The organism is Peptoniphilus sp. HMSC075B08, assembly GCF_001815405.1.
GTDB classification, from domain to species: domain Bacteria; phylum Bacillota; class Clostridia; order Tissierellales; family Peptoniphilaceae; genus Peptoniphilus_A; species Peptoniphilus_A harei.
The window spans coordinates 13,119-31,815 of record NZ_KV820444.1 but is presented as its reverse complement, the minus strand read 5'-3'; the positions used below and the strand labels follow the sequence as shown (position 1 = coordinate 31,815).

16 protein-coding genes are annotated in these 18,697 nt (G+C 35.9%); 5 read left to right on the top strand and 11 right to left on the bottom strand.

Annotated elements, in window-relative coordinates:
• Positions 1-50: 50 nt before the first annotated feature.
• Positions 51-806, top strand: coding sequence for a formate/nitrite transporter family protein (locus HMPREF3023_RS03280; RefSeq protein ID WP_070700649.1), 756 nt, complete (start codon positions 51-53; stop codon positions 804-806).
• A gap of 25 nt (positions 807-831) precedes the next feature.
• Here HMPREF3023_RS03280 and HMPREF3023_RS03275 read toward each other — a convergent pair whose 3' ends face one another.
• Together HMPREF3023_RS03275 and HMPREF3023_RS03270 are read right to left on the bottom strand one after the other, a co-directional pair.
• Entirely contained in the window at positions 832-1,536 is a 705-nt protein-coding gene (locus tag HMPREF3023_RS03275; RefSeq protein ID WP_070700646.1) for a YwaF family protein, read from the bottom strand.
• A gap of 66 nt (positions 1,537-1,602) precedes the next feature.
• Entirely contained in the window at positions 1,603-2,643 is a 1,041-nt protein-coding gene (locus HMPREF3023_RS03270) for a DNA polymerase IV (RefSeq protein WP_070700643.1), read from the bottom strand.
• A gap of 76 nt (positions 2,644-2,719) precedes the next feature.
• Between HMPREF3023_RS03270 and HMPREF3023_RS03265 the strand changes: the two genes are divergently transcribed.
• On the top strand, positions 2,720-3,352 hold the full coding sequence (locus HMPREF3023_RS03265) for an HAD family hydrolase (protein ID WP_070700640.1): 633 nt from the start codon (positions 2,720-2,722) through the stop codon (positions 3,350-3,352).
• Positions 3,353-3,431: 79 nt separating this feature from the next.
• Here HMPREF3023_RS03265 and HMPREF3023_RS03260 read toward each other — a convergent pair whose 3' ends face one another.
• The 7 genes from HMPREF3023_RS03260 to HMPREF3023_RS03230 all read right to left on the bottom strand — a co-directional run bounded on the left by HMPREF3023_RS03260 (position 3,432) and on the right by HMPREF3023_RS03230 (position 11,948).
• Positions 3,432-5,216 (bottom strand): thioredoxin domain-containing protein, encoded by a 1,785-nt coding sequence (locus HMPREF3023_RS03260; protein WP_070700637.1) that lies wholly within the window; start codon positions 5,214-5,216, stop codon positions 3,432-3,434.
• Positions 5,213-6,148 carry an NAD(P)/FAD-dependent oxidoreductase gene (locus tag HMPREF3023_RS03255; RefSeq protein WP_070700634.1) on the bottom strand — a complete coding sequence of 312 codons (936 nt, stop codon included), beginning with the start codon at positions 6,146-6,148 and terminating at the stop codon, positions 5,213-5,215. The genes HMPREF3023_RS03260 and HMPREF3023_RS03255 overlap by 4 nt, the downstream gene beginning before the upstream one ends.
• A gap of 9 nt (positions 6,149-6,157) precedes the next feature.
• A complete protein-coding gene (locus HMPREF3023_RS03250) occupies positions 6,158-6,763 on the bottom strand; it encodes a histidine phosphatase family protein (protein WP_070700632.1) in 606 nt (201 codons plus the stop codon).
• A 120-nt stretch (positions 6,764-6,883) separates the two neighbouring features.
• The gene (locus HMPREF3023_RS03245; protein ID WP_070700629.1) at positions 6,884-8,494 is read right to left on the bottom strand and encodes a MutS-related protein; all 1,611 of its coding nucleotides are present in this window, start codon (positions 8,492-8,494) and stop codon (positions 6,884-6,886) included.
• 153 nt (positions 8,495-8,647) lie between these two features.
• Positions 8,648-9,589 (bottom strand): D-2-hydroxyacid dehydrogenase, encoded by a 942-nt coding sequence (locus HMPREF3023_RS03240; protein ID WP_070700626.1) that lies wholly within the window; start codon positions 9,587-9,589, stop codon positions 8,648-8,650.
• A gap of 176 nt (positions 9,590-9,765) precedes the next feature.
• Positions 9,766-11,133, bottom strand: a complete 1,368-nt coding sequence (locus HMPREF3023_RS03235; protein ID WP_070700624.1) for an MATE family efflux transporter — start codon at positions 11,131-11,133, stop codon at positions 9,766-9,768.
• A gap of 83 nt (positions 11,134-11,216) precedes the next feature.
• Positions 11,217-11,948 (bottom strand): TraX family protein, encoded by a 732-nt coding sequence (locus HMPREF3023_RS03230; protein ID WP_070700621.1) that lies wholly within the window; start codon positions 11,946-11,948, stop codon positions 11,217-11,219.
• Positions 11,949-12,314: 366 nt separating this feature from the next.
• Between HMPREF3023_RS03230 and HMPREF3023_RS03225 the strand changes: the two genes are divergently transcribed.
• From HMPREF3023_RS03225 to HMPREF3023_RS03215, 3 genes are read left to right on the top strand one after another with little or no spacing between them, the layout of a single operon-like run.
• The gene (locus tag HMPREF3023_RS03225; RefSeq protein WP_070700619.1) at positions 12,315-13,379 is read left to right on the top strand and encodes a TAXI family TRAP transporter solute-binding subunit; all 1,065 of its coding nucleotides are present in this window, start codon (positions 12,315-12,317) and stop codon (positions 13,377-13,379) included.
• On the top strand, positions 13,379-13,909 hold the full coding sequence (locus tag HMPREF3023_RS03220; protein WP_070700618.1) for a DUF1850 domain-containing protein: 531 nt from the start codon (positions 13,379-13,381) through the stop codon (positions 13,907-13,909). The genes HMPREF3023_RS03225 and HMPREF3023_RS03220 overlap by 1 nt, the downstream gene beginning before the upstream one ends.
• Positions 13,899-15,971 (top strand): TRAP transporter permease, encoded by a 2,073-nt coding sequence (locus tag HMPREF3023_RS03215; protein ID WP_246829174.1) that lies wholly within the window; start codon positions 13,899-13,901, stop codon positions 15,969-15,971. The genes HMPREF3023_RS03220 and HMPREF3023_RS03215 overlap by 11 nt, the downstream gene beginning before the upstream one ends.
• A 605-nt stretch (positions 15,972-16,576) precedes the next feature.
• Here HMPREF3023_RS03215 and HMPREF3023_RS03210 read toward each other — a convergent pair.
• Both HMPREF3023_RS03210 and proB read right to left on the bottom strand, forming a co-directional pair.
• Complete coding sequence (locus HMPREF3023_RS03210; RefSeq protein ID WP_070700617.1) at positions 16,577-17,833, bottom strand: glutamate-5-semialdehyde dehydrogenase; 1,257 nt, start codon at positions 17,831-17,833, stop codon at positions 16,577-16,579.
• Positions 17,811-18,593, bottom strand: a complete 783-nt coding sequence (gene proB, locus HMPREF3023_RS03205; protein ID WP_070700614.1) for a glutamate 5-kinase — start codon at positions 18,591-18,593, stop codon at positions 17,811-17,813. The genes HMPREF3023_RS03210 and proB overlap by 23 nt, the downstream gene beginning before the upstream one ends.
• Positions 18,594-18,697 lie beyond the last annotated feature (104 nt).

Sequence of the window (18,697 nt, the reverse complement as noted above, 5' to 3'; positions counted from 1 at the left end):
GTCACCTCTTTTTGATATAATGTTTAATGGAATAAAAAAAGAGGTGTGATATGTATAAGGATATAATTGGTGGACTTACAAATTCTACAAACACTAAGAAAAATTTACTTGAAAATTCTCTTTTTAAGTACATGGTCGCTTCAGTTCTTGCAGGATTTTTTATTGGAATGGGAATGTTAATCATGACCCTATCTGCAAGTGTCTTTTCAGGACTTGAAATTCCAGCTGTTAAATTTATAAATGGCTTTGTCTTTTCCCTCGCCCTTTCCTTTGTAATCTTTGCTGGTGGCGAACTTTTCACAGGTAATGTCCTTGTGACAAGTATTGGAAGATTAAACAAAAAAATTGAAACTTCCACACTTTTAAAGATTTTAGTTTTTTCCTACATAGGAAATCTTTTGGGATCAATTTTAATTTCTTTCTTATTTAAAATGACAGGAGTTTCCCCTGAATATAACGAAGCCCTCTTAAAACTAGCAACAACAAAGTCAAGTTTTGACTTCACTGCACTTTTATTTAAGGGAATAATGTGTAACATTCTAGTGTGTCTTGCAGTTTTAATTTGCTCTAGACCCATATCTGATTCATCAAAGTTGATTTTAATCTTCTGGTGTATCTTGGCTTTTGTAAGCCTTGGTTTTGAGCATAGCGTGGCAAATATGACTTGCTTTGCCCTAGCAAAAATGTTAAATCCAGAATTTACTATGGGGCTAATTCTAAAAAATTTAATACCTGTTACTATTGGAAATATTATTGGTGGTTCTCTAGTTGCCATAACTTATTATTTTTTAGGTAGCGAAAACTAAAATAGACGAGGTTAAAATCCTCGTCTTATTTTTTTCTAATTTTTATTATTAATTTGTAGATAAAAAATGTCATCACCATTACAAGGACTGTCACTATAAAAAGTCCCACCACATAATTTGGAAATACATCATTAATAGTTGCAAGGGCTGATCCCTCATAGGGCTCTTCTATAAAATAATAATTTGCATCAAGTTTCTTGTTTAAAGTTTTTATTATTGGAAGAGTCACAAGTATAAAAATTATTGGATAGCTTATATCTCTTACCTTTGGAGTGTATTCCTTTGAAAGTACAAGATAGATTGGATAAAAAGCATTAATCCCATGTATGATCCAAGAAATTATTGCCACATAGGAGTATTTATTTACCATGTCCCAGCCTGGAGTAAGTAGGCTCAAGATTGCCGCTGGCATAAACAAATAATAGAGACAAGCCTTGATAAACTTCCTATCCACAAAGGCGTCTACTGCCATGAACTGGGATCCAATTAGGCAGAGGTGGAAGGGCAAGTAGGAAGAGTCGTAATGACCACTCATTAAGACCCCAACAAGTCTAATCATCTCCAAGCTAATTGGTGTTAAGGCAAGAAACCTTCTGAAGTTTTTTCTTTCTCTCCAGGGTTTATATAAAACTATTCCAAATACAAAAATAATAAGAAGGCAGGCAAAGTGGTAAGTCCCGTAGAATTTAAAACCCACTTCCCCATAGTCTAAGTCCCAAAAATTTCTCATAATTAAATTCCTTTATCTTATTTCTTCAATATTTTAGCATAAAATTTCGAAAAAAGATTGATATTTTTATCCATTAAAAAATGAAAGTTGTCTTATGTTTAAATCCACAAGGTTTGAAACTGTTATGCCAATGAGTCTAAGCTTGTCGCCCTCATAGGCTTCTTCAAAAATTTCCAGAGACTTCTTAAAGATATCATCTTCTTCATAGATGGCATTCTCATAGGTTCTTGACCTGGTCTTGACCTTGAAGTTTTCGTCCTTCATCTTGAGAGTCAGGGTGTAGCCAGAAATCTCTTTTACGATTAAGTCTTCAGATACTTCTTTGGAAAAGTCTTTTAAGTAAGAAATAAGTTCTTCCCTCTTGGATGTCACTTCAAAGGTGGACTCTGTCCCAAGACTTTTCCTCACAGTGTTGGGAGTTACTTCTCTCTCGTCAATTCCCCTGATCCTCTTATAGATTTCTTCCCCACTCTTCTTAAACATAGTTGTCAAAAAATCATAAGTTAATGAATACAAGTCTTCAACAGTATTTATCCCTATGTTCCTCAGCCTCTTCTCTGTCTTATTCCCAATTCCATGGACCTTTCTTATGTCTAGGGGAAATAAAATTTCAGGAATGTCTGACTGCCTAATAATTTTTACTCCTTTTGGCTTATTCCAATCGCTGGCAAGTTTAGCCAAGAATTTGTTGTAGCTCAAGCCACAACTCACACTTAGACCAGTCTTTTCATAAACTTTTTTCTGCAAGTCATACACAATATCTTCATCATAACCCAGGCCGCTTATGTCTAGATAGGACTCATCAATGGAAACTTTTTCGATTTTATCTGTGTAGGTCCTTAGGACTTCAAATACTTCTCTTGACTTCTCAAGGTATCTTTCCCTTCTCATGGGTTTTATTATCAAGTGGTCGCAGAGGTTTCTCGCCATATACATAGGCATGGCAGAGTGGATTCCGTACTTTCTTGCAACATAATTAGCCGTAGTTACAACTCCATGGTTGGACCTGCCACCTACGACTAGAGGTTTACCTATTATAGATTTGTCGTCAAGCTCTTCTACTGATGCGTAGAAGGCGTCTATGTCAACGTGTATAATAATTCCCATAAATATCACGATTTTAGTATATCATAAATCTTTTTATAATGAGGGCAATTTGATATAATTCTATTGAGGTGAGATTTTGAAAAGAAAGCTTGCGCTCTATGATTTTGACAAAACTGTAGTTGATTGTGAATCAATAGTAGAGCTTTATAAGTATGGATTTAAAAATAAAAAAATAAATTTTTTTAGGACCATGGGAGGCCTTGGATCTGCCTACATAAGGTCTAAGTTGGCATCTGATTTTGATATTATGAAAAACCAAATGGTTTCTATTATAAAATATTTTTCCGAAGATGAGTTAAGGGACTTTGTAACAGACTACCTCTTCCCCAAATTTTTCTTTGTGGAATTTGAAGATGAATTTTATTCCCACGATGAAGACACAATTAAAATTCTCTGCTCTGCTTCTGCCACTCCCTACCTAAAGTATATCAAGGACCTCTATCCCTTTGACTACATTCTTGGGACTGACCTTGGAGATGATTATAAGCTCACTAGGGGCAACAACAAGAAGGACATGAAAGTTAAAAACATTAAAGACCTCTTGGCCCAAGAAGGAATTGAGATTGACTACGAAAATTCTTGTGGATATTCCGACTCCTACAAGGACGACAAGTATATGCTGAGGATGGTAAAAAATAGGTTTTTAATAAATTCCAAAGTCAATAAGAAGGGATACGTTAACTTGTCTTGGCACACAGAAGAGTCTTAATTAAACTTCTAATTAATCTATAATTAACTTAATAAATCATAAAAATAAACTGGGAGCTTAATCCCAGTTTTTTTGTGTCTCAATATAATTCTAAAAGATACTCTTCTATTAAGCCGGCAATTTCATCATAGGACTTTTCTCCCATGAATTCATAAACTTTTTCTCCGTCTTTAAAGAAGGAAACCCTAGGTAGTTGAAAGATTTCATATTTTTCTGCAAAGGACTTGTTTTTGTCAAGGTCCATGTAGAAGCAAGAAACTTCCTTGAACTCTTCTTCCAAGAGGACTTCCATAACTTCCATAAGTGGCTCGCAGTGAGAGCACCTCTCTGCCCCATAAATTAATATTGCCATCTTGTTTTCTCTTATTGTATCTTCAAAATGACTTGCTGCAATATATTTGATTACAGATTCATTTCTCTTAATTACCTTTTTATTTTCCACAAGGTCTCTTACAGACTCTGACTCTTGAGAAAGTGGGTCAATGTCAATTGATAGTTCACTCTTGTTTACATTTGTGATTTCAACTGACTTAAATTCTCCTGCTCCAGGAAGTTTAAAGTAAGATGCATCCTCTATTTCTTGAATTTCATTTTCCTCTTCATCAATGTCCAGGTAATCATAAGGATACCTGTAAACCCTGTAAATCATGTTGTTCTTCAAGAGGTTTTCTGTCGTTGTCCTATAAGGACAAGTCCATTGCCAAACAATTTCTTTTGATGGTGTAACTTCTATTACAAGACCTTCTGTTGCTAGTGTTATTAGGGTGTTGCCATTGGGCAGTCTTTGGAGGTTGCCACCATAAGGGGAATAGAACTTGTAGCCATTCATTGGTATAGAAAATCCAAAGTCTCTTGGATCCACCGACCAATTCACTGCAAGGGTAACTGGATTTATTTCAAGAATCCTAGAATAATTTCTCACGAAAGGAAGTAGGCCGGATGGAGATGTAAGAGTTGGCGAACCATAACCACATCTTCCCCCGTTGTCAAAAATCAAGAGGTTGCCTTCACCTGGCAGGCCCCTTGGGACAATACTGGCAAAGGCAGAACCAACAACTGGGTCAACTTTTTTAAAGTCGGAGAAGTTTGGTCCCAGCTTGTAGCAAATTCGCGACCTCTTCTTGTCGATTATCCCAATAATATTTGCTGCCCTGGCAGTAAATAAAATATTATCAGGATGAAAGCGTGGGTCTCCTTGGTCATACCACTTGTTTTCTCCAATTGTAGAAATTGAAGTTACATCGAGATAGTTGCCAAGAGGTCTCTCTGTTATCCTGAGGTTTGGATTTCTGTAAATTACGTTCTTGGCTTCTTCAGAAAATCCCAACTGGTCGAAGTGCTCACTAAAGGAGAACTTCCAAAGGATATTCCCCTCTCCATCTACTTCTAATATCACATCATCTAGAAGAGCCTTGTCAGATATCCTTGTGTCAACAATAGCATCATGGACTAGAAGGAGGGTCTTCCCATTTTCTACAATTTTTTGGTCTGGATAATAGTAGCCAACAGAATTGCCCTCTCTTTGAAAATCTGAGTGGGCCCTTGCCATCCACTTAGGCCTGTAGCCCCTATCTTCAGTAAACTTAAACTTGTCAAAGTCAAAGACAATCTTCCCATCCTTATCAAACTCAAGCAGATCAATACCATCACTGACACCAAAGTCCGATGACCTAAAGGAAGATATACTCATAATGTTTTTGTTTGGCAGCATCTTGGCTGGCATGGGGTTAACAGAATATCTTTTTAACTCTGTCCCATCCATTTTTGTCAAAAGGGCCCCGTCCTTGGCAGTTGAAATTAAATTTATTCCATTGTAGGCCTTTTCTCTGTTGTATAACACTGTTCCCCTTGGATAGACTCTCATTTGACACCCCTCTTCCTAATGTACTTCTCTGCATAAACTGTTGCTACTGCACCATCATTAGCTGCAGTTACAATTTGCCTAAGGGCCTTGTTCCTAATGTCACCTGCAGCAAAAATTCCCTCAACAGAAGTCCTCATCATCTCATCAGTTTTTATAAATCCAAAATCATCAAGATCCACAAGGTCCTTTACAAAGTTAGAGTTGGGACTCATGCCTGCAAAGATGAAAATCCCATCAGAGGTTACTCTGGTTTTAGTCTTATCATCTAAGTCCAAGATGTCAAGGCTATTTACCCTTTCGCCCCCATTTATGCCCTCAAGTTTTGAATGCCAAGTGTAGGAAATTTTTGGGTTCTTCATTATCCTCTCAACTTCCAGCTGATTGCCATCAAACTTTCCTTCCTCGTGGATAATTATCATGTTAATGGAATTGGCAAAGTTGGAGAGGTAATCTGCCTCTTCAAGGGCCAAGTCCCCTGAACCTAGTATATGTATGTCCTTGTCCTTAAAATAATCTGCATCACAAGTGGAGCAATAAGAAACTCCACGTCCTGCAAATTCAGTTTCACCAGGGACGTTTAACATCTTGGCGTAGGTTCCTGTTGCAATAATAACTGCCTTGGCAGTAAATTCTTTTCTCCTCATGGTAGTTAGCTTAAAGCCATCTTCTATTTTTTCAATTTTTTTGACAGTTCCATAGGCAAATTCATTAGTTGGAAAACTCTCTGCCTGCTTCCTAAATTCATTAATAAGGTCCCTGCCTGCAATTTCTTTAAAGCCAGGATAATTTATAATCTTTGGAGTGTCGTTAACCCTGCCACCAAAAGAAAATTTTTCAATTACAAGAGTCTTTAATAGGGCCCTGCCTGCATAAATCGCTGAGCTAAGGCCAGCTGCCCCTGCCCCAATTATAATTAAATCATAAGTAGTCATATTATCACCTCAAATTGAGTCCACTGGATTCTTTGGCGCCTTCTTAATAATTTTAAAGGTCCCATCTTCATAATCTGCTATATTAAATTCGCCATTTCGCCTCACCCTATTAGACCAAAAGTCCTCAATAGGAATCCCCTCCATGAGAGAATAGATTGCCACAATGGTCACACCGTGAGTAACGATAAGGATGTTTTCATCTTCATTGGGATAAACTGCTTTCTCAAAAAACTTTTCCACTCTTTCCCTTAGGTCGTGAATGCTTTCTCCGTCAGGTCTCTTATAGTTTTTTGGATCTTCAAAATATTTTTTGTAAAGGATCTCATCTTCTACTTTTACATCCTTGATATTTTTACCTGACCAAGACCCAACGTCAATTTCACGAAGAAGAGGGGTCTTAATAATTTCCCTGTCAGGGCAAATTAACCTTGCAGTGTCATAGGCACGGCCAAGATCAGATGAATAAACCCTATCAAAATTAAGGTCCTTAGACATCTCGCCCAAGCGTCTTCCCATATCCATTCCTTCAGAAGTTAGTGCCGAGTCTAATTGTCCCTGGATAATCCCCAGCTTGTTCCACTCAGTCTCCCCATGTCTAGTAAAATAAATTCTCATCTTTTCCTCACAATCCATAAAAACATTTTCTCGCTTATTACTAGTATAAAGGATAAAAATAAAGTATTAAAGCATAAAAAAATACTTAGGTATAAATCTACCTAAGTATGATCTTAAAATTTATTTTTCTTCTAACTCTCTTGAAAGATTTTTTGCTTCTTTGATTATTTCTCTTGGATAATTTAAATTGTCTAAGATTGCAATGGCGTTCCTGCTAGTGGCTGGTCCATCCTTTAAGAGGTAGTCGAACTTAATGTCCCCATCTTCTATTTTTTCTTCAAAGTGTTTATTTGCAAAATGATCCTTTAAAAGCATTGTAAGCTCTATGTCGTGAGTTGCTGCAACCACGTGATTATTTTTTGCCAAATATTTTAAAGTTGCAGTAGCCGATGCAATCCTATCAATGGTATTAGTTCCCCTAAAAATTTCGTCTAGCAAAATTATTTTTTCACTCTCGTCGTCTATCATGTCACCAATGGCCCTGGACTCTGCCATGAAGTAGGAGAGGTTTTTCATTATTGAGTCACTAATATCTATGGCTGAAGTAATTTTCATTGGTTTTATTTCAAATTCTTCTCCAAAAAACATTCCAAAGCTAAGGGCAAAAATTGAATTAATGCCAATAGTCCTTAGATAAGTCGACTTGCCCGACGCATTGGACCCAGTCAGGATAATGGACTTATTCAAGTCAAGGTCATTGGGAACAGGACTTTTTATCAAGGGATTGTAGAGGTCCTTTCCAAGAATTTTATCTCCAAAACTTGCTTCTCCTGTCTTGTAGGCCTTTGCTAGGGATATAATTCCAATCTCGCAGTCAATTTTTCCCAAGAGGTAATAGAGTCTAAAGATTTCTTCCCTGTACTTCTTAAAATATTTTTGTGACTTTGAGAAGCTTCTGGCTTCTGATAAAAACAAAACATTCCTATAAGTTTCTGCAAAGTCCAACTCCATGTTACCTGTCAAGAATCCGAAAGACCTCAGGCTCTTCTTTAAGGGAGCAAGATCTCTTAAAATATTTTCTATTTCATTAATTTCTTCTGTGAAGACTTGATTTTTATTTTTAATAAGTCCTTCTGCCACATATAAAAGGCCCTTTAATCTAACTAAAGCTTCAAGCCTTCCTAGAGCCATCTCGTTAAACTTCTTGTAGATAAAGGTGTTAACTGCCAAGAGGGCAAAAATAAATAAAATGGCCTGGGCTCTTAAACTTATAAATAGTATCAAGATGTAAAGTGCCGTTAAAGAAAAAACTTTCGCCAAAACTTCAAGTTCTCTTTGGATCTCAATTTCTTCTTCAATAAGTTCAAGGATATCTTCCTTGAAGTATCCAAGCTTTCCTAAATGAAACTGAAAGTCTTCAAGATCTTCTTCCTTACCTTCATAAAGTCTTCTCTTCTCTTGAAGTCTTGTAAGTTCATCCTTGTCTAAGATGAGGTCCCTAAGCCTATAATAAAAAAATTCCAGGCCCATCTTGGACATAGTGTGGTTCATCTTGGCCAAGACTTCATCAAGGTTTAAGTCATTGGCAGTAATTTCGCTGACATTTCCTCCAAGTCTCTTATGTATCCCATTAATTTTTCCCTTGAAGATTTTACTATGAATTTTTCCAAAGTTCTCCCTTATTTCCTGTCTTAAAATTTTTTCATTTTTCTTTTTTACATAGAGATTATAAATAAAGATAATCCCAGTGAAGACAAGAAATAAAATTATCATTGAATAGTAGTCCTTCATGCTGTCTCCTTTTTTATAATTTTTCCTCTTTATCAATTCTATTAAGTAAACTTTATCATATTTTTTTCCCTGTCAACAAGTCATATTTTCCTACAAGAAAAAAAGACTGCTCACCTAAGCAAGCAGTCTTTAAAATTTAAATTTTATTTATTCTTATTTTCCGAAAAGTTCGTCAAAGTTTCCTAGGATTACATTTCCGATATCGTCTTGAGCATCAATTGTTGAACCACCAATGTGTGGAGTAACATAAAGTCTGTCAAGTTCGAATAATTTGTTTTCTACTGGAACATCTTGAGTGTCAAGTCCGCCAGAGCCAAGTTCGTTAGAAAGTGTATCTAAGTTTGCTCCACCTAGTTTGCCATTCTTGATGTAGTCGTATAGGTCTTCTTCGTTAACAATTCCACCACGTGCAGCATTGATGATGCAAGCTCCGTCTTTCATTTTTTCGAATTCTTTTGCTGAGAAAAGATCCTTAGTGTCTGGAGTTAGTGGCATGTGAAGAGTGATAATGTCAGAGTTAGCTACGATTTCGTCGAAATCAACTAGTTTAACATAATCAACTTTAATGTCTTCTGGTTTTAGGAATGGGTCATAAGCAAGAACGTCCATGTGGAATACATTAGCGATTTCAGCAACTCTTCTTCCGATTGCACCAAAACCACAAATTCCTAGAGTCTTGTTTCTAAGTTCTCTACCAATCCATCTATATTTGTTCCAGATTCCACCCTTAACTTCGTTTTGAGCTTGTACAGAGTTTCTGTAAAGGTCTAACATTTTAGCAAAAACAAGTTCAGCAACTGCGTTTGCGTTTTGTCCTGGTGAGTTTTTAACTGGAATATTTTTTTCCTTTGCATATTCAAGGTCAATGTGGTTAGTTCCTGTTGAACCAACAAAAATTGCCTTTAAGTTTTTAGCAGCATCAAGAACTTCCTTGTTGATGAATGGGTCAACTCTCATGAATAGGAAATCATAAGGTTCAATAATTTCTGCTAATTTTTCTGAAGTTGGAAGCATAACCTTATCAAGTTCAATACCTCTTTCTTCAAGTCCTTTGTCAATTACGTCTGACATATAATCTACCATTAACGCTTTCATTTACATCCTCCTTAAAATTTTATGTACTTCGTTACATTTCTATTTTAGATGAAATCCTTATCTTTTTCAAGTTCATTTATAAGCTTGGACCAATTAACACTTTTCTTTAAAAAAGGCCTTGGAAAACCATTCTATATTTACTTTAAGTTAATGATTTATCCAAAGCCTTCCACTTATTATTTAATTGAATTTCTCCTGAGACCGTCTAAAACTCTCTTTGCTAGGGAAAAGGTAACTATGGCAGTTATAAAATCTGCCGTTGGTGGTGCGTACAAGAGTCCCTTTACTCCAAATAAGTTTGCGTAGAGATAGGCAAAGGGAACTAGGAGAAGTACTTGTCTTAAAAGAGAAATCAAAATCCCCCTCTTGGCAAGACCAATTGATGTCAAAAATCCCATAGTAACTGGTTGCACTCCATTTAAAAAAGTAAAGAAAAGCATAATCCTAAATAACTTTATGGCAAAGTCAAAATATAATTCGCTTCCTCCCCCAAAGAGCATAATTATTTGTCTTGGGAAGACTTGAAAGATTACAAAGGAGATTGTTGAAACTATTAGGGCATACTTAATTGCAAGTTTATAAACTTCTACAACTCTGTCATATTTTTTTGCTCCATAATTAAAGGAAGAAATTGGTTGAAGTCCTTGGGACAGCCCAATGTTGACAGAGAAAAATATCATATTAACCTTCATGACAATTCCCACTGCAGCAAGGGGTATGTTGGCTCCATATTCTGACAAGGATCCATAATATCTGTAAAAATTATTCATTAGTATTTGAACAAATAGTATAGCTGCTTGATTAAAGCCACTTGCCGCTCCAAGTCTCGCAATATTAATTATCTTATCAAATTGTAATTCAAAATATTTTCCTTCTAAGTTAACAGACTTAAAATGTCTTGCAAAATAAAATATTATTAATAGAAAAGAAAAGAACTGTCCAAGAACTGTTGCGTAAGCAGCTCCTGCCATTCCCATGTCAAAGACAAATATAAAAATTGGGTCCAAAATTAAATTTATAAGGGCTCCAACTACCATGCAGTACATTGAAAACTTTGGTGACCCGTCAGCTCTTATTAAAGTCGAGCCCACATTTACGAGAATTAAGAATATGAATCCATAGGAAGTTATAGAAACATATTCTATGGCATAGTCCATAATTTCCTTTGTTGCACCAAAGACCTTTAAAAAACTTCCCATAAATATGTGAGTTATTATTGTAAAGATAAGTGCTGCTATAGTGGCAAGACTTAGGGCATTTCTAATGTAGTGTCTTGCAAGTTCTTCTTCTCCTCTTCCCAATGAAATATTAAAATTTGCAGCTCCACCAATTCCACACAAGAGGGCAAGAGCTGTACAAATTGTCACAAGGGGAAAGGCAACATTGGTTGCTGCATTGCCTAACATTCCCACAGAGTTCCCAATAAAAATTTGGTCCACAATGTTATAGAGAGAACTTATTATTAGGGCAAAAATACTTGGCAAGGCAAACTGTATAAGTAACTTTTTTATATCTTCTCTTCCTAAAATATTTTCTTCTTTCATCTATTACCTCCCAATTTTTATTTTTTTATTTTATAAACACATTCAAAAAAATAAAAAGACGCCCATGCGTCTTAAGTTAAAAATTAAATATTAAAATACATCCTCAAAAGTCCAAGAATTAAAAGATGGACTGGATAAAATAAATAATTAAAAATTTTATTTTGTTTTCCCTTCTCACCATTATACATAACAGTTAGTCCAAATCCAAGAATTGACCAAACTTCTTTTACTATTGTGAGGTAGGCACAAATTGCACCAGCCACTGGCCTTTCATAAAGTAAATAGAAGACAAAGGCCGTCATAATTGCGTGGAAGTCGTAGTCACCTGACACAAAGGTGGAAACAAAAAACATAATTATAAGGAGTGGAATAGAAAATAAAATCCACAGCCTTCCAATTTTTTCTTCATATCTCTTTCTAAATTCATCGAGAATCCAAATAGTAATTAAGGATAAGGCAAGAGAAAAGAGTACATTATTCAATCTAAATTCTAATATAACCTTAGAAGAAAACATGTCATAGGGAATTTCTGAAATTATTGCAAAAAATATCAAGTTTAAAAGATATTTTTTCTTAGACCTAGTCCTAAAAAATCCTTCCACAATAAAAAAAGAGAAAAGCGGAAAGGCAATCCGTCCTATTACATCAAAGATGGAACTTAATATTGATAAGCCACCTACTCCATCAAGGTTAGGCCAAATGAGGGCCTTGTTTATGTGATCAATTAACATGGACCCAAAGGCTATGTACTTTAGCTGGGCTCCATTTAAAATTTGAAATTTCATTAATTTTTCATTAGTAAATCTTTTGTTCATTTTCGTCCTTTTGTTGTCCAAATATTTTTTATCAAACTTTAAATTTATTTTTTCAAAGTACAATTATTTTACTATAAATACTAAGCATATAAAATATTTTTTTCTTCTAACCCCTTAATTTGTCTTGTTAAGTCACTAAATTAAGATAAATTTCTTGCAAAAAATTATTTTCCTTAAACATATAATTTTAATCCACATTATAAAACCGTTTTCAATTATTTTACTTTTTATAATTTATTCTTTATTTATCCCTTGTTCAAGCTTATTAATAGATTGACAAATCTTCTTAATTATTGTACTATTTAATCATCAGATAAACATTTTCATGGTTGGTTTATTTGAATAAAGTCAAGGAGGTATTATATTATGACTAAGAAAAAATTGACGATGTTAATCATGCTAATTGCTGTAGTTTCACTTACACTAACAGCATGTGGTGGTGGCGGAAACAATGCAAAGAAAGAAAATGCAAACGCTACTAAGACTGAAGAAACAGCTAAGACTGAAGAAGCTACTGGCGATATTACTGCTGAAGGCCTAATGGAAACTAAGGGCGGATTCATGTCAGTTGCAACTGGTGGTACTGGTGGTACATATTACCCACTAGGTGGAGCACTATCTAACATTCTTAACAATGCAGGAGTTGACTACACAGCAACTGCACAAGCTACTGGTGCTTCTAAAGAAAACGTTGAACTTGTTACTAGGGGAGACGCAGAAATCGCATTTATCCAAAATGACGTTGCTTACTATGCAGTAAACGGTACTGATACTTTTGAAGGAGAAGAAAAACCTAGTCTTAGAGGACTATGCTGTCTATATCCTGAAATCGTACAAATAGTTGCTTCAGATGATTCTGGAATTAAAACTATTGATGATCTTAAGGGCAAGAGAGTAGCTGTTGGTTCTCCAGGTTCTGGTGTTGAAGTTAACGTAAAACAAATTCTTGATATTCACGGAATTACTTATGATGACTTAGGAAAAGTTGACTTCTTATCTTTCTCAGAAGCTGCTGACCAAATTAAATCAGGTCAAATCGACGCTACATTCTTAACTGCAGCTATCCCATCTTCAGCTATTACTGAACTAGCAACTACTCACGATGTTCACCTAGTTCCAATTGCAGAAGATAAGGCTGAAGCTCTTATTGCTAAGTATCCTTTCTATGTTAACCTACACATCACTCCATCTGAATACAAGGGACAAGATGAAGAAATTTCTGTAGTAGCAGTACAATCTATGCTAGCTGTTGACGAAAGAATGGCTGACGAAGATGCTTACAATATCGTAAAATTATTATTTGAAAACCTTGATACTATGAAAGAATCTCACGCAAGAGGTGGAGACATCGCTCTTGATAAGGCTCTTGATGGTATGAGTATTGAAGTACACCCAGGTGCACAAAAATATTTCGACGAAGTTAAGAAATAATGAGTGGTAAGAATAAAGAGGGCATTGGAAAGACTTTGATCTTTCCAATACTCTTTATTATATTAGTTTTTTTTATTTTATCCTTTGTGAAAATCGATGCAATAATTATAAAATCATATTTTAATGGAGATGTATTAAAGATTTGTCACTTAAAGGATAAGGAGAGGTTCGGCATAGTCTACACCCATTCTGTTGAAAGGTCTGAGACTAGTGAGTGGTATGAAGTTCGAGATGGCAAGCTCATCTTAATGGAACAAAGATACCGCGACCAGGGTGCCGGTCTTCCTGTTAATTTAATTTACAAGTTTAAGTATGCTGAAGATGGAAGTTTTTGTTTATATGATATGAATGTTCCCTTTGAAACTGTTATTTATAGGACTGGGGCCGTCGTAGCCAACCATAAGCTTGTAATAAATGGAAAGACTACTCCCTTTTTAGATTTTTCTGAGCCAAGAGAGGCCCTAGAATTTTCTACCGAACACATTTCACTTTTGGATTACGCACTAAGGAGGTGCCAAATTGAGCGATAAAGATAAAAAATTAAATGATAATTTAGAAAACAAAACTACGGAACAAGAAGCCAGCGCCATTAAATCTGCTGAAGAGCTTGGTGCTATGGACGTAGATGAGTTAATGGAACAATACGACCTTGAAACTAGTAAGCTCCGTAAGCTAACTGGTAAGGTTGCCTTATTCATTACAATCGTTGCAATTTTAATGTCTGCCTTCCATCTATTTACATCATGGCACGGCACATTACTAGCTATGAAGCAAAGATCACTTCACTTAATCTTTGCCTTTACACTTGGCTTTGCCCTTTATCCTGGATTTAAAAAATCATCTAAAGACAAAATAGATATTATGGATTGGGTATTAATGATTCTATCAATTGGTGTTTGGGGCTACATATTCTTTAATGTTGAAGCTATTGCCTTAAAGGGTGGTCAAATGTCCACTACCGATATGGTACTTGGTGTCCTTGCAGTTCTTCTTACTCTAGAAGTTACAAGAAGAGTTGTTGGTCCAGAGCTTCCAATAGTAACTATAGTGTTCCTACTATTTGCCTACTTTGGTAGACACTTGCCAGGTGTTTTTGCCCACAGAGGTTTTAATGTAACTAGAATTGTTTCTCACATGTACATGACTACTGAAGGTATTATGGGTACACCACTTGGAGTATCTTCTACATTCGTATTTATGTTTATCTTGTTCGGCTCCTTCCTAGACAAGACTGGTGTTGGTGAATTCTTTATAGACTTCGCTTACGCTCTTACTGGTTCTACAAGATCAGGCCCAGCCATGACATCAGTTTTATCATCAGGACTTATGGGTTCAATCTCTGGATCATCTGTAGCTAACACAGTTACTACTGGTGCTTTTACAATCCCACTAATGAAATCTGTTGGATACAAACCTCACTACGCAGGTGCCGTTGAAGCTACTGCATCTACTGGTGGACAAATCATGCCTCCAGTAATGGGTGCTGCTGCCTTTATCATGGCTGACTTCACAGGCTTCCCTTACATTTCAATTGTAAAGGCTGCTATTATCCCAGCAGTTCTATACTATATAGCTGTTGGTACAATGGTTCACTTAGAAGCATGTAAACTTGGCCTTAAGGGAATGCCTAGAGAATCCCTTCCAAAGGTTTCACATATTTTAAGAAAACAAGGTTATTTAACTCTACCTCTAATTGCAATCATCTTCATGTTGGTTAAACAATATCCACCAACAATGGCTGCCTTAACTGGTATAGTTATTGGTATTATAGTTGCCTTCGCAGCTTCACTTATTAAGAAAGACAATTCCTTTACTCCTAAAGACATACTTGGAGCAATGGAAGCAGGTGCTAAGGGTGCCGTTGGCGTAGCTTGTGCCTGTGCTTGTGCCGGTATGATCGTTGGTGTTGTTACACTTACTGGTTTCGGTCTTAAGATTGCAGAAGTTATCGTACTTATAGCTAAGGGTAAACTTATCCCAACTCTATTCTTAACAATGATAGCTTCAATTATTCTTGGAATGGGACTTCCAACTACTGCTAAGTACATAGTACTTGCAACAATGGCTGTTCCAGCAATAACAAAACTTGGTGTAAACCTAATGTCAGCCCACTTATTTATCCTATACTTTGGTGTAGTTGCCGACGTTACTCCTCCAGTTGCCCTAGCAGCTTACGCAGGAGCAGGTATAGCAGGTGCCAACTCTATGAAGACCGGTGTGCAGGCCTTTAAACTCGCAATAGGTGCCTTTATCATACCTTACATCTATGTTATTAACCCACACTTGATTATGGTTGATTCAGTAGTTGGAACTACAGTTAACTGGTTACCAATCACAGCAGCTATCCCAACAATAATAACTGCTCTTATTGGTACAATCTGCTTGGCAGGTACAGTTGAATCCTACCTATTTGGAAATCTAAGAATTTGGCAAAGAGTAATCCTTCTTGGAGCTGCCTTTGCACTACTTGATCCAAAGCTTCTTACAGATGCCATTGGTCTCGGTGCCCTAGCAGTTATATTTGTCACTCAAAAACTTTTAAATAAGAACAATGATGGGGACAAGGATAAGGATGCTACTAATCCCGCTTAAAATTTTTCTTTAAATTAATAAATTAAGAAGAGGCTTCACAGCTTCTTCTTTTTTTGTAAATTTTTCTACTTACTCCTTAGCTTAATATTCTTTGGATTTAAATTTTATACATATTAAGATTAAAAAATTTTATAAGCTTACTCTTATCTAAAACAAATTTTTTTCTTCATTCCTCTTTTTATAAACTTCTTAAAGTTACTTTTATATCCATCTTATTTTATCTTCACTTATCCTCATATTTTCTTTATTATTTTTGATCGCATATCATTTTATCTTCGCCCTTTCTCTTATATAAGAGAATTTCCTATCTTATTCAAATTATTTTCACATCTTCCTTCCCTGCAATATTTTAAAAGGGCATCAATAAAGTAATTAAAATAAAATAATTTTTTTCCATAAAAATTTCTACAAAAAAATCGACAGGATGACCTGCCGACTTAATTTTATTTATTTCTGCCCTATTTATTGTAAAATTTAGATTTTAAATTAATGTATCTGCTTAGATTCTAAATTCTTTTCTAAATCTAATTTTTAAAAAATTTGATCTTACAAAACCAGTAAATTTATTAATCTAAAAGTTACTAACAAAAATCCCTAGAAAATTTTTACTTCCTGTATTCTCCATGACCAAAGATTATATACTTGTAACTCACAAGTTCGTCAAGACCCACTGGTCCCCTTGCGTGGAGTTTTTGTGTTGAGATTCCAAGTTCTGCTCCCTTGCCAAATTCTCCTCCATCAGTAAATCTTGTTGAAGCATTTACATAGACACAGGCTGAGTCAACTTCTTCCAAAAACTTCATTGCTCTTTCATAGGATTCTGACAAGATAGATTCTGAATGGCCTGTTGAATATCTTGTGATGTGGTCAATAGCAGCATCTACATCTTCAACTGTCTTAACAGAAACTTCGTAGTCCAAATACTCCCTGCCGTAGTCATCTTCTTCTGCCTTCACAGCATTTTTAATCTTAGGAAGAGCGGCTTCATCTGCATGAACCTTGATATCATATTTTTCTACCACTTGGTTAAATAAATCGAAAAACTCATCTGGCAGATTCTTATTTAAGACAAGTGATTCCACTGCATTGCAAACCCCAATTCTTTGAGTCTTTGCATTTTCAATAATCTTGACAGCATTTTCTATGTCGCACATATCGTCAACATAGATGTGGCAGTTGCCCACTCCCGTTTCAATTACAGGCACCTTAGCATTTTCAACTACTGAGTTAATAAGAGATGCTGATCCTCTTGGAAGTAAGAGGTCTACATAACCCTTAAGCTGCATCAATTCCTTTGATGATTCTCTTGACGTGTCCTTTACAATTTGGACAAAGTCCTCATCGTAGCCAGCATTTTTTATCCCAAGTCTAATGGCATCAGCTATAGCTATGTTGGACTTGATAGACTCCTTGCCACCACGAAGGATAATGGCACTTGAAGCCTTGAGAGAAAGAATAGCTGCATCAAGAGTTACATTTGGTCTTGACTCATAAATTATGGCAATAACTCCCATTGGGACAGTCTTCTTACCAATTAAAAGGCCTGCATAGTTTTCTTCCATTGATAGGACCTTGCCAACTGGGTCCTTAAAGTCAATTACTTCGTCAATGGACTTGGCCATGCCTTCGATTCTCTCATCAGTTAAGAGAAGTCTGTCGATTAGGCCTTCAGGCATCTTATTTTCTCTACCCTTCTTGATGTCTTCTTCGTTGGCCTTTAAAATATTTTCCTTTTCAGATAAAAGAGCCTTCTTGATTTCAAGAAGCATGGCATTTTTTTCCTTTGTTTTTAATTTTTTTAATTTGTAGGATGCTTCCTTTGCAATCTTCCCCAATTCTTTAACACTTAAAATATGTTCCAATTTCTTCTCCTTTTATTATATCCCTAATGATCTTCATGTTTTCTCCAGATCCAATTACAACTTCTATGTCCTTTTCTATGGCAAGCTTGGCCGCCTTAATCTTGGTATACATGCCACCTGTTCCAACATTAGAATTAGTTTCCTTGGCCATGCCTTCTACGTCTTTTATATCTGCAACCTCATGGATAATCTTTGCTTCAGGATTTTTTCTTGGGTCGTCAGTGTAAAGTCCCTCTATGTCTGTAAGCATAATAAGTAAGTCTGCATCAATCATCCTGGCAATAACTGCCGAGAGGGTGTCGTTGTCCCCAAACTTAATTTCATAAGTAGAAATTGTGTCGTTCTCATTTATTATTGGGATTACATTCATGCCCAAAAGTTTCTCAAAGGTATTCTCTGCATTGACCCTCATCTCGTCGTCAACTTCAATAGTCCTTGTGAGTAGGACTTGGGCAGAATTGTAACCATAGGAGACAAGAGACCTGTCGTAAATATTGGTGAGGGCAACTTGACCTACTGCTGCAGCTGCCTGCTTGTCAGAAGTTTCCTTTGGTCTTTCCTCTAGATTTAATTTAGCACGTCCTGCTGCAATGGCACCTGAAGAAACAAGAACAACATCATAGCCTTGGTTCTTTAGGTTTGCAATTTCAAAGCAGAGTTCGTCGATTTTTTGTAAATTTATTTTTCCATTGTCGTGGGTTATGGATGAGGACCCAACCTTTATCACGACTTTCTTTATTTCTCTTGAAAATTTTCTCATTTCAACCACCTTATTTATAATATACTTGAAATTTACACATTAGTAAATATTTTTTCACATTTGTGGGCTTATATAAAGATTAAATAAATAATCTTACTATATTA

Bases quoted from the DNA above. Each gene is read 5' to 3' on its own strand.
- HMPREF3023_RS03260 (WP_070700637.1), bottom strand. From the start codon at position 5,216: ATGAGAGTCTATCCAAGGGGAACAGTGTTATACAACAGAGAAAAGGCC.
- HMPREF3023_RS03255 (WP_070700634.1), bottom strand. From the start codon at position 6,148: ATGACTACTTATGATTTAATTATAATTGGGGCAGGGGCAGCTGGCCTT.
- HMPREF3023_RS03225 (WP_070700619.1), top strand. From the start codon at position 12,315: ATGACTAAGAAAAAATTGACGATGTTAATCATGCTAATTGCTGTAGTT.
- HMPREF3023_RS03250 (WP_070700632.1), bottom strand. From the start codon at position 6,763: ATGAGAATTTATTTTACTAGACATGGGGAGACTGAGTGGAACAAGCTG.
- HMPREF3023_RS03280 (WP_070700649.1), top strand. From the start codon at position 51: ATGTATAAGGATATAATTGGTGGACTTACAAATTCTACAAACACTAAG.
- HMPREF3023_RS03220 (WP_070700618.1), top strand. From the start codon at position 13,379: ATGAGTGGTAAGAATAAAGAGGGCATTGGAAAGACTTTGATCTTTCCA.
- HMPREF3023_RS03230 (WP_070700621.1), bottom strand. From the start codon at position 11,948: ATGAACAAAAGATTTACTAATGAAAAATTAATGAAATTTCAAATTTTA.
- HMPREF3023_RS03235 (WP_070700624.1), bottom strand. From the start codon at position 11,133: ATGAAAGAAGAAAATATTTTAGGAAGAGAAGATATAAAAAAGTTACTT.
- HMPREF3023_RS03270 (WP_070700643.1), bottom strand. From the start codon at position 2,643: ATGGGAATTATTATACACGTTGACATAGACGCCTTCTACGCATCAGTA.
- proB (WP_070700614.1), bottom strand. From the start codon at position 18,593: ATGAGAAAATTTTCAAGAGAAATAAAGAAAGTCGTGATAAAGGTTGGG.
- HMPREF3023_RS03240 (WP_070700626.1), bottom strand. From the start codon at position 9,589: ATGAAAGCGTTAATGGTAGATTATATGTCAGACGTAATTGACAAAGGA.
- HMPREF3023_RS03275 (WP_070700646.1), bottom strand. From the start codon at position 1,536: ATGAGAAATTTTTGGGACTTAGACTATGGGGAAGTGGGTTTTAAATTC.
- HMPREF3023_RS03245 (WP_070700629.1), bottom strand. From the start codon at position 8,494: ATGAAGGACTACTATTCAATGATAATTTTATTTCTTGTCTTCACTGGG.